This is a genomic window from Dokdonella immobilis (assembly GCF_900115085.1).
In the GTDB taxonomy this organism is placed as follows: domain Bacteria; phylum Pseudomonadota; class Gammaproteobacteria; order Xanthomonadales; family Rhodanobacteraceae; genus Dokdonella; species Dokdonella immobilis.
The window spans coordinates 1-12,755 of the sequence record NZ_FOVF01000016.1 but is presented as its reverse complement, the minus strand read 5'-3'; the positions used below and the strand labels follow the sequence as shown (position 1 = coordinate 12,755).

The following is a 12,755-nucleotide window of genomic DNA, read 5'->3' as shown; positions in this document are numbered from 1 at the left end:
GACGGGATGAATGCTGGCCCCGCCTGCCCGACCTGCGCCGCACGCACCGCCCTCGCGGCGAGCCTGCTGATCGCCATGGCCCATGCGGGTGCCGTCGAGCGATCCGCTCCGGATTACCCGGCTATTCCGCTCGAATGGCCACTGCCCCACGCCCGCGCCGAGCAGACCACGCCGCTATGGGCACGCATCGAGGCGATGCGCCTGCCGCCCTCACCGGTCGTGCCCGGCCGCACGCCCGCCACCCTGCTGGTCAGCAGCTGCGAGGACGACGACTCGGCCGGAAGCCTGCGCACGCGGATCGGCGAGGCCCTCAGCGGCGACACCATCGATCTGTCGACCCTGACCTGCAGCCGCATCAGCCTGAACCAGGGCGCGCTCAAGATCGAACTCGACAGCCTGACCCTGCGTGGCCCGGGTGCCGATGCCCTGGTCCTCGACGGCCTCGACCAGGACCGCATCCTGTTCCACCCCGGTTCCGGAACCCTGACCCTCGAGGACCTGACTGTCGCGAACGGTCGCTTCGAAGCGGTCGGCACCAACATAGGCTTCGGTGGCTGCGTCGCCACCGCGGCGTCGCTGACCCTGCACAATGCGGTGATCCGCGACTGCACGGCGGTCGGCGTCGGCGCCTATGGCGGCGGCGTCCTGTCCGGCTTCCTGACCATGGTCGACAGCACGATTTCCGGAAACACGGCATTTGGCGACCACCCGACCAACGGCACGGCCGCCTACGGAGGCGGCGCCTTTTCCTACGGCGTGGACATCCTCGACAGCACGATCTCGGGGAATTCGGCGATCGGCACGGACAATGCGCCGCTGTCGCATTGGGAAATCGGCGGCGGCCTGTTCATCGCCCGCAATGGCGGCACGATCGAGCGCTCGACCTTCAGCGACAACTTCGCCATCCGCTTTGCCGGCGGGCTGACCCAGGAAGGCGACCTGATCCTGCGCAATTCGACCGTCTCGGGAAATTCGACCGAACAGGACGACGGCGGCGGAATCCGGGTCCGCCAGGACACCGCGGTGCTGATCGAAAATTCGACCATCGCCGGCAACCATGCCGGTTCGACGGGCGGCGGCATTTCCTTCATTCTGAACGCCCTGCCCTCGACCCTGCAGAGCACGATCGTGTCCGGCAACACCGCCGCATTCGGCGGCGCCGACTTGGACAGCCAGAGTCCGCTGTCGATTTCGGGTGGACACAACCTCGTCGTCAGCCGCGGCGACACACTCGATCTGCCTGCGGACACCCTGGACACCGATCCCGGGCTATTGCCGCTGGCCAACAATGGCGGCCCGACCCGGACCCACGCCCTCGGTACCGGCAGCATCGCCATCGACAGCGGTGCCAATCCGCAAGGTCTGGCCACGGACCAGCGTGGCAACGGCTTCGCCAGGGTGTTCAACGGAGCCGCCGACATTGGTGCGTTCGAGACCCAGGGCGCGCTCAGCCCACCGATCGCGGTACCGGGGATCGGACCCTGGGCCGCGACGCTGCTCGCCAGCCTGCTCGCCTTGCTGGGCGGCTGGCGACAACGCCTTGGCGGCGCGCGACAGGGTCGCGCGCCCTGACCACGGTGGCCCGCGTTATTTCACGTTGATCGTGATCTTCTTCGAGACGATCGGCGGATCGAACTGCATGTGCAGCGCATCGGCAAGGTCGAGCTGGAGCGTGTGCTTGCCCGGCGTCAGCTTGACCGTCGTTTCGGTCTGCCCACCACCGAAGTGGACGTGGTTGGCGTCGGCCGGGATCGGCCGGTCGAGCGGCGGCAAGCCCTCGACATCGATCAGCAGGTGGTGGTGACCGGTCTTTTCCTTTTGCATGCCGGCGGGCGACACGCCCATGCCCCGCAACCCGAAGCGAACGACGACGTCCTCGCCCACGGTGTCACCATCCTTTGGCGTGATGAAATAGAGCTCGACGCCGGCCGGCGCCTCGCTGCGCGGCAAGGCAGCCGCCTTGGTTTCATCCGCACGGGCGACGCCCGCAACGGTAATGCCGGCCGCGATGAGCGCGGCCACGATCAGCCCATTGAGTTCGCGCATGTTCCAAATCTCCATGTCAGGGAATGGATTTCCATGATAGCTCGCGGCGCATGAATACCGCGGTTTGTGGCCATACGGCTGACGCCGGCATGCGCTCGGCGAGTGCACGGAAAGGCGCTTCGGGATGCAACCGGCGTGTCGAAATGTCGCCGGGTGCAGAATAAGTGTTGACGCTGGCCCCCACACTCCTTATTCTCTCGCGCCTCCCGGGGCCATAGCTCAGCTGGGAGAGCGCTACAATGGCATTGTAGAGGTCGGCGGTTCGATCCCGCCTGGCTCCACCAGGTTTCTCAGGTTTCTCTATGCGTCCCCATCGTCTAGAGGCCCAGGACACCGCCCTTTCACGGCAGTAACAGGGGTTCGAATCCCCTTGGGGACGCCAGTGACGAGAAGGCTCGCGAAATCGGGTCCGATCGGTGAGAATAGCGGATTGCGCAGGACGCGCGTCTCGAAAAATGTGGAGCGGTAGTTCAGCTGGTTAGAATGCTGGCCTGTCACGCCGGAGGTCGCGGGTTCGAGTCCCGTCCGCTCCGCCACTTTTCACAAAAAAACCCGCGCAAGCGGGTTTTTTTGTGCCTGCCGTTCGCGCAACGAGCGTGCTCAGGCGATCGCTTCGAGCGGCTTCGCCGCAACCCCCGGTGCAGGGACCAGCGTGCCGATCGAGTGGCCCTGCTCGGCCAGGTACTCGAGCCAGCGGTTCAGGAACGAGCTCCTGCGCACGCGTCGCTCGAAGATCGTGCGTGCCGGCGGCAACGGGCCGAGCGCCTGCTCGAGGCGCAGGTCGGCATGGTAGTGGAGCACTTCGGCCATGCGCGCATCTCGGTACATGCGGATGCGTGCGGACGGCACCAGCCCACCCGTCTCGCTATCGCGCAGGCAGTAGGTCAGTTCGAGATCGATCGTGTACGGATGGTGCTCGATGATCTCGAGGCGCACGTCGAGCTGGTCGTCGACCGAGGACAGATAGAAGCCGGCATTCAGGCGCTGCGGCGCGAACAGGTGCGCGAGCCGATGGAAGTTTTCGCCGTGCATGCCCATGAGCCAGGAAAACCGGCTGGGCAGAACCGCCTTGCGATGGGCGACCAGGGTGGACATGGATCGATCATAGCATCGGCCGTTTTTTCGACCAGACTGTTGCTGCGCCGCCGCCGGGGGTACCATGAGGGCCTCGCCCGAACCGCATCTCGCGGTTCCGCGCCGGCTCAGAACATGTGCTTCTCGATGCCGAGCTGGGACAATATCTTGCTGGCGATTTCCTCGATCGACGTATTCGTCGTGCTCTGCATCGGAATGCCGTCGCGGCGGAAGAGCTTCTCGGCCAGGTCCAGTTCGCGCCGGCATTGCGCCAGGGTCGCGTACTGGCTGCCCGGGCGGCGCGCCTCGCGCACCTGGGCCAGGCGCTGGGCATCGATGCTCAAGGCGTACAGGCGCGACTTGTACGGCCGCAGCCGCGCCGGCAACTCGAGCTTCTCGAGATCTTCCTCGGTCAGCGGATAGTTGGCCGCCTTCACCCCGTAATGTAGCGCCATGTACAGGCAGGTCGGCGTCTTGCCGACCCGCGACACGCCGACCAGGATGACCTCGGCGTCGTCGTAGCGCACGTCGATGCCGTCGTCGTGCGACAGCGCATAGTTGGTCGCATTGATGCGCGCCTCGTACTCGGCGAAATTGGTCAGGCCGTGGGCCTTGCCGACGCGTGAGGAACGCGGCATCCCGAGTTCGTCCTGCAGCGGCCCGATGAACGGCGCGAACACATCGAGCATGAGGCCGCCGCCGTCCGCCACGATATCGCTGAGTCGCTGGTCCATGATCGTGTTGACGACGATCGGACGCATACCGGTTCGTTCATGGCAGGCCCTGATCCTGTTCGCCGCCACTTCGGCCTTGTCGTCGGAATCGACGAACGGCACCCGAAACGTCTCGAAGTCAATGCCCTCGAACTGGGTCAGCACGCTGTGGCCGATGGTCTCGGCGGTGATTCCGGTGCCATCGGAGATGTAAAAGACGGTACGGCGCATGCAGATTCCAGCGGTCGGCGGCCCCACAGTCTATTCAATCCCCTAGCCCAGGCGAACCTCGGCAACCCGTCCCCGCGCGTCCGCTTCGTTGTAGGAAGCGGCTTCAGCCGCGATGCCCTTCCCCACACCCCGCAACAAACCATCGAGCCTGAAGGCTCTTCCTACACAGAGCCCGCGCCACCCGACGCGGGCTTCGACCACCGCCGTCGCGTCCCCGCGTCCCCGCTCCGTTGTAGGAAGCGGCTTCAGCCGCGATGCCCTTCCCCCCACCAGAAACCATCGAGCCTGAAGGCACTTCCTACGAAAAGCCTTCGTCACCCGGCGCGGGCTTCGATGACCGTCCTCCCGTTTCGGCTCCGTTGTAGGAAGCGGCTTCAGCCGCGAAGCTCTCCCCCCACCCCACCACAAACCATCGAGCCTGAAGGCACTTCCTACGAAAAGCCTTCGCCACCCGGCGCGGGCTTCGATGACCGTCCTCGCGTTACCGCTTCGTTGTAGGAAGCGGCTTCAGCCGCGATGCCCTTCCAACACCCCACCACAAACCATCGAGCCTGAAGGCTCTTCCTACGAAAAGCCGGCGCCACCCGACGCGGGCTTCGACCACCGCCCTCGCGTCCCCGCTCCGTCGTAGGAAGCGGCTTCAGCCGCGATGCCCTTCCAACACCCCACCACAAACCATCGAGCCTGAAGGCTCTTCCTACGAAAAGCCTTCGTCACCCGGCGCGGACTTCGACAACCGTCCCCGCGTCCCCGCTCCGTTGTAGGAGCGGCTTCAGCCGCGATGCCCTCCCCCACACCCCAACAGTGTTGCCCACCCGCCATAGCCGGTAGAATGATGCGCTGCGATAAATTCCCCGGAGATGACCCTTGAGCGACCTGGTTCTTTGGCTCGACGCGCTGCGCTTGTCCGATCTCGGCAAGGTCGGTGGCAAGAACTCCTCGCTCGGCGAGATGATCGGCAACCTGTCCAGGCTCGGCGTCTCGGTGCCGGGCGGCTATGCGACCACGGCCGACGCCTTCCAGCAATTCATCGCCCAGAGCGGCCTCGCCCAGCGCATCCAGGATCGCCTCGCCACGCTCGATGTCGATGACGTCTCCGCGCTGACCACGGCCGGCGCCGAAATCCGCCGCTGGGTCATCGACACCCCACTGATCCCCGAATTGGACAAGGCCGTGCGCGAGGCCTACGCGGAACTGTGCAAGCGCGCCGGCGGCGACAACGTCGCCGTGGCCGTGCGCTCCTCGGCCACCGCCGAAGACCTGCCCGATGCCTCGTTCGCCGGCCAGCAGGAAACCTTCCTCAACGTGAGCGGCGCCGACGACGTCATCCACACGCTCAAGGAAGTCTTCGCCTCGCTCTACAACGACCGCGCCATCGCCTACCGCGTCCACCACGGCTTCCGGCACGAGGACGTCTCGCTCTCGGCCGGCGTGCAGCTCATGGTGCGCTCGGACATCGGCGCCTCGGGCGTGCTGTTCACCCTTGACACCGAATCGGGCTTCCGCGACGCCGTCTTCGTCACCGGCAGCTACGGCCTCGGCGAGATGGTCGTCCAGGGCGCAGTCAACCCCGACGAGTTCTACGTCTACAAGCCCACGCTGAAGGCCGGCAAGCCGGCCATCCTGCGCCGCCAGATCGGCGCCAAGCAGCAGCGCATGGTCTATTCGGACAAGCCCGGCGAGCGCGTGCGCATCGAGGAAACGCCGCTGGCCGACCGCGCGAAGTTCTGCCTCAGCGACGAGGAAGTCCATGAACTCTCGCGCCAGGCCCTGACCATCGAGGCCCACTACGGCCGCCCGATGGACATCGAATGGGCGAAGGACGGCAACACCGGCAAGCTCTACATCGTGCAGGCGCGCCCGGAAACGGTGAAGTCGCGCGGCACCGCCACCCAGATCGAACGTTTCCACCTCAGCGAGCGCGGCAAGATCCTCGCCGAGGGCCGCTCGGTCGGCCAGAAGATCGGCAGCGGCATCGCCCGCGTCGTGCGCTCGATCAAGGACATGGACCATGTCAAACCGGGCGACGTGCTGATCGCCGACATGACCGACCCCGATTGGGAACCGGTCATGAAGCGCGCCTCGGCCATCGTCACCAATCGCGGCGGGCGCACCTGCCACGCCGCGATCATCGCGCGCGAACTCGGCGTACCGGCCATCGTCGGCACCGGCAACGGCCTCGACGTGATCCCGGACGGTGCCGAAGTCACGATCTCCTGCGCCGAGGGCGACACCGGTTTCATCTACGAAGGCCGGCTCAAGTTCGAGCGCATCACCGCCGATCTCGGCCAGATGCCGCCGGCCCCGCTCAAGATCATGATGAACGTGGCCAACCCCGAGCGCGCCTTCGATTTCGCGATGCTGCCGAACGCCGGCGTCGGCCTGGCCCGCCTCGAAATGATCATCGCCAGCCACATCGGCGTGCATCCGAAGGCCCTGCTCGAATACGACAGCCAGGACGCCGAGACCCGACGCAAGATCGACGAGCGCATGGCCGGCTACTCGAGCCCGGTCGATTTCTACGTCGACCGCCTCGCCGAAGGCATCGCCACGATCACCGCCGCGTTCGCGCCCGAGCCGGTCATCGTGCGCCTCTCGGACTTCAAGTCGAACGAATACGCCAACCTGATCGGCGGCACGAACTACGAGCCGCACGAAGAAAACCCGATGATCGGCTTCCGCGGCGCCAGCCGCTACGTCGACCCGAGCTTCTCGGCCGCGTTCGCGCTGGAATGCCGCGCGATGAAGAAGGTCCGCGAGGAGATGGGCCTGACCAATGCCTGGGTCATGATCCCGTTCGTGCGCACCCTCGGCGAAGGCCGCAAGGTGGTCGAGGTGCTCGAAAAGAACGGCCTCAAGCAGGGCCAGGACGGCCTCAAGATCATCATGATGTGCGAAGTGCCCTCGAATGCCCTGCTCGCCGAGGAATTCCTCGACATCTTCGACGGCTTCTCGATCGGCTCAAATGACCTGACCCAGCTCACCCTGGGCCTGGACCGCGATTCGAGCATCGTCGCCCACCTGTTCGACGAGCGCGATGCGGCGGTCAAGAAGCTTCTCTCGATGGCGATCAAGGCGGCCAAGTTGAAGGGCAAGTACGTCGGGATCTGTGGGCAGGGGCCGAGTGATCATCCGGACCTGGCGGAGTGGTTGATGGATGAGGGGATTGAGTCGGTTTCTTTGAATCCGGATACGGTTGTCGACACTTGGCTCAAGCTGGCCAGGCACAAGGTCGGCTGATCCCGGCCCAATGATCCACGACCGATCGCGCCGCCGACTCGCCGGCGGCCTGCCGCTCGTCCTCGCCGCACTGCTCGCCGCCTCGCCCGCGCCCGCCACGGAAGGCGTCGCGGCTGGGTTCGACGCATCGTTCAATGCAGTTCTCGACGATGCCGGCGTGCCCGGCGGTGCGTGGGCGATCATCGACGGCGGCGAGTTGCTCGACGCCGGGGCCCACGGTGTGCGCGCGCTCGACGATCCACGCACAGTGGGTACCAGTACCGTGTTCCGCATCGCCTCGCTGTCGAAGACCTTTGCAGCCGGGCTCGCCGCGATCCTCGTCGACGACGGCGTGTTGCGCTGGGACGAACCGATCGACGCCTTCGCTCCGCAGTTGCGCCTGAAGAACGATGCGCAGCGTGGGCTGCAACTGCAGCACCTGCTCGGACAATCAACCGGCCTCGTGCCGAACGCGTTCGACAACCTGGTCGACGACGGCCAGTCGCCCGCGCGCATCATGCCGAACTTCCGCACGCTCGCGCCGGGCTGCGCACCGGGCCGCTGCTACGGCTACCAGAACATCGTATTCGCGTTCGCCGCAAATGCCATCGAGAAAGCCGGCGGCAAGGACTACGCCAGCCTTGTCGACGAACGGATCTTCACGCCGCTGGCGATGCACACGGCGTCGTTCGGTCGCGATCGATTGCTCGCTTCGGCCGATCATGCGCTGCCACACGTGAGGCAAGCTGGCCACTGGCGCCGCGTAGAAGTCGACGAGAACTATTACCGGCTTCCCGCAGCCGCAGGCATCAACGCCAGCGTGCTCGATCTCGCCGAGTGGCTGCGCGCGCAGATGGGCCGGCACCCCGATGTCGTCAGCCCCGAACAAGTCGCCGTGCTGACCCGGGAGCGTGTGGCGACGCCGAAGGACCTGGGCCATCGCTACTGGAAAGAGGTTCTCTCGAGCGCCCACTACGGCCTCGGCTGGCGCATCTACCGGATCGGCGCAGAACCGCTCGTGCTGCACTCCGGATGGGTGAAGGGCTACGTCGGCGCGATCAGCTACTCGCCACGATTGCAACGCGGACTGGTCGTCCTCCTCAATGGCGAAACGAGCCGTGTGAACGAAATCGTCAGCACGTTCTGGGTGCGCCAATTCGGAGGAATGGCGCTACCAGATGAGGCCGCGATCACGGCGCAAGCCCCCGCCGCGAGCCGCTGAGCGCGACCGCCTCAATCAGGGGGAACTTGGATCAAAGTAGTCAGAACCTTTGATTTCAGAGCGCCGAGAGTCGATGATTCTGACCCTATCGATCCCGACGGCTTCTCGATCGGCTCAAATGACCTGACCCAGCTGACCCTGGGCCTCGACCGCGATTCGAGCATCGTTGCGCACCTGTTCGACGAGCGCGATGCGGCGGTCAAGAAGCTTCTCTCGATGGCGATCAAGGCGGCCAAGAAGAAGGGCAAGTACGTCGGGATCTGTGGGCAGGGGCCTAGTGATCACCCGGATCTGGCGGAGTGGTTGATGGATGAGGGGATTGAGTCGGTTTCTCTCAACCCTGACACTGTTGTGGATACTTGGTTGAAGTTGGCTAAGAGGAAGGGTGGCTGAGCAGCGACAAATTGGAGAAACCGAACGCCGCCAAGACTTTGGCCCTCGCCTGGCCTTGGCGAATCACCCAACTGTGATCGCGTGAATTACCGACCGGAGCCGGACTTGCGCTGCTGATTACCCTGGTTTTACTTGGTTCGGTGAACCTACTAGAGTCCAAAATGCAAACAGGCAAGCACATTTTGAAGGAAGCGCCGTGCACCCAGACCCCTCAAGCCAAGAGCTCAATTCAACTGGCGAAGCCAGCGGAATAGAGCAAGAATCAACATCGGACGGTAACGCAATCGCTCAACCGTTTGATCCTGAGCGAATCGAAGTCGGCACCCGCTCAATGACTGTTGATCTTCTGATGTCGCGCATCCGCTCTGGTGCGATCGACCTTGCACCGGATTTTCAGCGACGCGCCGGCATATGGACTGATGAGCGCCAGAGCCGACTAATCGAGTCGCTCTTACTCCGAATTCCGTTGCCCACTCTATACGCGGCTGAAGACGAGGTAGAGACTTGGGCCATCGTGGACGGAATTCAGCGCCTTACGACAATTGCGCGATTCATTGATCCCGATGCAATCCGAGAATCACGCCTCAAATTGAAGGGACTGGAGTATCTTTCAAAGGACTTCGACGGATCCGAATTCACAGACTTGCCCCCGAGACTTCAGCGGCGGCTTCGAGAGACTGAGTTGGTAGTGCATGTAATTCGGTACGGCACACCGGATGAGGTGAAGTTCAATATATTTGCGCGTATCAACACCGGCGGAATGCCTCTCTCTAGCCAGGAGCTGAGACATGCACTCGTCCCCGGGAACGCGCGACAGGTTCTCAAGCAATGGGCAGCAACAGATCAATTTAAGGGCGCTACGGACAACAGTATCAAAGATGATCGCATGGCCGACAGGGAGCTTGTGCTTCGATACATCGCGTTCGCTAATACCTCATACGAGAAATATACTTTTAAGGACTTCGACGATTTTCTGCGACGCGCAATGAAGGACATCAATGCATGGAATGACGCCCGCCTGAGAGCTATGAGGGCGAACTTTATTGAGGCGATGGAGACGGCCAAAGATATTTTCGGTAAACATGCCTTTCGTAAACTATACACACTAAAGTCAAGTAGATTTCCAATTAATAAGGCACTCTTCGAAGCGGTCGCGGTCGCTCTTGGATCTCTTACACCCGACGAACAAAAGCAACTTTGCATTAGAAAGAAGACAGTCCTAGAGCGCTTCATGAAACTCATGGCGGATCAGAAGTTTGACTCCTCGATTTCCCAAGGCACCGGCGATCCAAGTAAGGTTCGCTACAGATTCTCGGCAATTGACGAGCTATTCAGAGGAGTCTTGGCATGATCAGGAAATTGTCACTACAAAATTTTAAGTCATTTCGCGAGTCAGAAATCTCATTTGGAATGCTGACTCTACTTTCAGGGATCAATGGATCCGGGAAAAGCACCATTCTCCAATCACTGGGGGCGCTGAAGCAGTCATTTGATGCCGGTAGCCTAGGATTGCGAGGAGGGCTACTGCTTAATGGGGAGTATGTGGAACTGGGAGTCGGGAAAGACGTGTTATGCGAATATTCCGACGCCCCAAACGTCGGAATATCAGTCGAGACTGACGATACAACACATTCATGGACTTTCGCATACGCCGAGAGCGATGATATGTTGTTGATGACCGCCGCCCCCCCTCCCTCCGCTGGCACACCGCGCTGGCTCAGCAGCGGATTTCAATTCCTACGCGCAGATCGAATCGCACCGGCTGTCGTGTACCCAAAGTCGTACAACGAGTCTGTCAGACGACGATTTTTGGGGATTCATGGTCAGTACGCCCCTTACTTCTTGTCCGTTCACCAAGATGAACAGATTGGTGACGGACGCCTCCGTCAGGATGGCACAAGTTCAAGACTTCTCGATCAGGTCAACGCTTGGTTATCCGAAATATCCCCTGGGGTTTCAGTCTCCGCAGTAGAAATTGGAGGCGCAGATCTGGCGCAACTTTTATTCAGATATGGTGGCTCCGCTGGGCTAGATTCCTCAAATGACTACAGACCAACAAATGTCGGATTCGGTCTCTCTCATGTACTACCGATCATTACTGCGTGTTTGGCTGCACGGACTGGCGACATCGTCATACTTGAGAATCCGGAAGCACACTTGCACCCTCGCGGGCAGGTAGTAATGGGTGAACTCTTATCTCGCGCAGCAAATGATGGCGTCCAAGTTATCGTCGAAAGCCACAGCGATCATTTGCTAAACGGCATGCGACTCGCTGTCAAGAATTCTCTAATCAGAAGCGAGTATGTGAAATTGCATTTCTGCAGACGAAAGAAAGATGGCAGGGGATCGGAACTAACTTCGCCGAATGTCGATAGTGGCGGGCGTGTTAGCGAGTGGCCACCTGGATTTTTCGACGAGTGGGAGCGAACGCTTATGGATTTGGTGTGAACGATGACTGTCCCCCTCGTTCTCAATGAGCTCTCGTGCGTAGGCTGGCCAGATTCTCCACGCGAGCGCGCGGAATGCGTTCAAAATTTGGCTGCCACACTTTCAGCACTTAGTAGGCTTCGACGAAGATCGTTCTTGCTATCCGAGACGAAAATTGGGTCGTTATCTTTTGGAACTTTCACATTTAACAGCTTCTTTAACGAGCCGACTTGCAGGGATGCAGTACGCCAGATATTGGCATTCGCAAACAGATCGCCCCTAAGCAGCTTCGGCGAAATCGATAGTGACATCGGTGAGTGCTTTGTTGGGGAACAATCATCGCGAGGAATCTACTTTGCACTGCTAATTGGCACAGCCGCTATCAGTTTTCCCACCAGTGAGCAATGGCGTAATTCGACAATCAGCGTCCATATTCAAGAGCTCGGGAAAGAGGCAGCGATTGTCGATAGAAGCGACCTTGCTCCGAATATGTCGTTACCAGAGCATGTCAATACGCATTTCGATCTGATTTCTGGATTCAGAGACTTGGATGTATTTGATGGGGGGGAAGTTTGGTCAAAGAGATCTGATTGGTTCCCAAGCTTGGACTTTTTGACCAGGGTGGAGGGAGACCTTAGATCTCTAAAGACCAATTCGCTCCAGCTAATGCAGGTAGTAAATAGGCTATTTGAAATTGAATGCGCCATTGCATCTTGGGATCCGCAGATTGGACTACCTGAATGGAAATCCAAGGTGACATCTGAGGGCGAGCAGCGACGACACTACTGCCAATTCAATTCATCTGCCGGCCAGTCAGAGGTTTATGACTGGCACGCTAGATTCACGCCAGGTGCAGGAAGAATTCACTTTCGGATGGTCCCAAATGCGCGGCGGGCTGAGGTGGCATACATCGGTCCAAAACTTGGGGCTTGATCCGCGTTCCTTTCAGCAATCTGAGAAAACGCGCTTGCGCTTCGGAACATACATGGACGCCTGCTCCAGGCCCGGACAGCGCGATGAAGATCAACGCGATCTGGAACATCTACAATCTGGCAAATCGCCGATTACACCTTAGAACGCAATCCGGGACATATATGGACGCCTCCTCCAGGTCAAGCCATCGCGATGAAGAGGATCGGTGCTCGGACATATATTCGGCGTCGTGGTTGAGGCTGGATTTGCCTCGCGCCGTGATGAGCTTCGATCCTGAGTGGCCCAAACACCCACGCGTGCTCATGGCACTTGTCCCGGTAGGGCTCTTCTCAGGAACGGTGACCGTTTCATTCATCAGGTTGGCCGGACTCGGTTGAACGAATTCCTCTGTGTTTGATTGCGCGTGATGTCTAACGAGCAGGTTGCGGACGGAATGCTTTGCGTTGATCGAAAGAAGCTTCACCGGCAAGCACGGCCCAGACGATTCGAATCATCTT

The 12,755-nt window shown here is 61.2% G+C and carries 9 protein-coding genes, 3 tRNA genes and 1 pseudogene; 10 read left to right on the top strand and 3 right to left on the bottom strand.

The window, feature by feature from the left end; translation table 11 throughout:
• Positions 1–6: 6 nt before the first annotated feature.
• Positions 7–1,572, top strand: coding sequence for a right-handed parallel beta-helix repeat-containing protein (locus BM125_RS11570; RefSeq protein ID WP_092408112.1), 1,566 nt, complete (start codon positions 7–9; stop codon positions 1,570–1,572).
• A 15-nt stretch (positions 1,573–1,587) separates the two neighbouring features.
• On the opposite strand, the gene BM125_RS11565 is transcribed toward BM125_RS11570, so the two are convergent.
• Entirely contained in the window at positions 1,588–2,046 is a 459-nt protein-coding gene (locus BM125_RS11565) for a DUF4399 domain-containing protein (RefSeq protein WP_175498047.1), read from the bottom strand.
• Positions 2,047–2,254: 208 nt separating this feature from the next.
• Here BM125_RS11565 and BM125_RS11560 point away from each other — a divergent pair.
• From BM125_RS11560 to BM125_RS11550, 3 genes are all read left to right on the top strand, one after another.
• Positions 2,255–2,330, top strand: a tRNA-Ala gene (locus tag BM125_RS11560).
• 22 nt (positions 2,331–2,352) lie between these two features.
• Positions 2,353–2,428: transfer RNA gene (locus BM125_RS11555), tRNA-Glu, on the top strand.
• 77 nt (positions 2,429–2,505) lie between these two features.
• Positions 2,506–2,582 (top strand) — tRNA-Asp (locus BM125_RS11550).
• Positions 2,583–2,646: 64 nt separating this feature from the next.
• Here BM125_RS11550 and BM125_RS11545 read toward each other — a convergent pair.
• Complete coding sequence (locus tag BM125_RS11545) at positions 2,647–3,141, bottom strand: DUF1249 domain-containing protein (protein WP_092408110.1); 495 nt, start codon at positions 3,139–3,141, stop codon at positions 2,647–2,649.
• A 107-nt stretch (positions 3,142–3,248) separates the two neighbouring features.
• On the bottom strand, positions 3,249–4,064 hold the full coding sequence (gene ppsR / locus BM125_RS11540) for a posphoenolpyruvate synthetase regulatory kinase/phosphorylase PpsR (protein WP_092408108.1): 816 nt from the start codon (positions 4,062–4,064) through the stop codon (positions 3,249–3,251).
• A gap of 867 nt (positions 4,065–4,931) precedes the next feature.
• On the opposite strand from ppsR, the gene ppsA reads away from it, so the two are divergent.
• The 6 genes and pseudogenes from ppsA to BM125_RS19850 all read left to right on the top strand — a co-directional run bounded on the left by ppsA (position 4,932) and on the right by BM125_RS19850 (position 12,258).
• On the top strand, positions 4,932–7,304 hold the full coding sequence (ppsA, locus tag BM125_RS11535) for a phosphoenolpyruvate synthase (protein ID WP_092408106.1): 2,373 nt from the start codon (positions 4,932–4,934) through the stop codon (positions 7,302–7,304).
• A 10-nt stretch (positions 7,305–7,314) separates the two neighbouring features.
• Entirely contained in the window at positions 7,315–8,505 is a 1,191-nt protein-coding gene (locus BM125_RS11530; protein ID WP_092408104.1) for a serine hydrolase domain-containing protein, read from the top strand.
• A 96-nt stretch (positions 8,506–8,601) separates the two neighbouring features.
• Positions 8,602–8,898, top strand: a pseudogene (locus BM125_RS11525) (putative PEP-binding protein); the annotation flags it as partial.
• Positions 8,899–9,094: 196 nt separating this feature from the next.
• On the top strand, positions 9,095–10,249 hold the full coding sequence (locus BM125_RS11520; protein WP_092408102.1) for a DUF262 domain-containing protein: 1,155 nt from the start codon (positions 9,095–9,097) through the stop codon (positions 10,247–10,249).
• A complete protein-coding gene (locus BM125_RS11515) occupies positions 10,246–11,346 on the top strand; it encodes an AAA family ATPase (protein ID WP_092408100.1) in 1,101 nt (366 codons plus the stop codon). Before BM125_RS11520 ends, BM125_RS11515 begins: the two co-directional genes overlap by 4 nt.
• A 135-nt stretch (positions 11,347–11,481) precedes the next feature.
• Positions 11,482–12,258, top strand: a complete 777-nt coding sequence (locus BM125_RS19850) for a hypothetical protein (protein ID WP_139224972.1) — start codon at positions 11,482–11,484, stop codon at positions 12,256–12,258.
• Positions 12,259–12,755 lie beyond the last annotated feature (497 nt).

What these genes read in the sequence shown, in the direction of transcription:
- BM125_RS11545 (WP_092408110.1), bottom strand. Translation starts at nt 3,141, where the DNA reads ATGTCCACCCTGGTCGCCCATCGCAAGGCGGTTCTGCCCAGCCGGTTT.
- BM125_RS11530 (WP_092408104.1), top strand. Translation starts at nt 7,315, where the DNA reads ATGATCCACGACCGATCGCGCCGCCGACTCGCCGGCGGCCTGCCGCTC.
- ppsR (WP_092408108.1), bottom strand. Translation starts at nt 4,064, where the DNA reads ATGCGCCGTACCGTCTTTTACATCTCCGATGGCACCGGAATCACCGCC.
- BM125_RS11565 (WP_175498047.1), bottom strand. Translation starts at nt 2,046, where the DNA reads ATGCGCGAACTCAATGGGCTGATCGTGGCCGCGCTCATCGCGGCCGGC.
- BM125_RS11515 (WP_092408100.1), top strand. Translation starts at nt 10,246, where the DNA reads ATGATCAGGAAATTGTCACTACAAAATTTTAAGTCATTTCGCGAGTCA.
- BM125_RS11570 (WP_092408112.1), top strand. Translation starts at nt 7, where the DNA reads ATGAATGCTGGCCCCGCCTGCCCGACCTGCGCCGCACGCACCGCCCTC.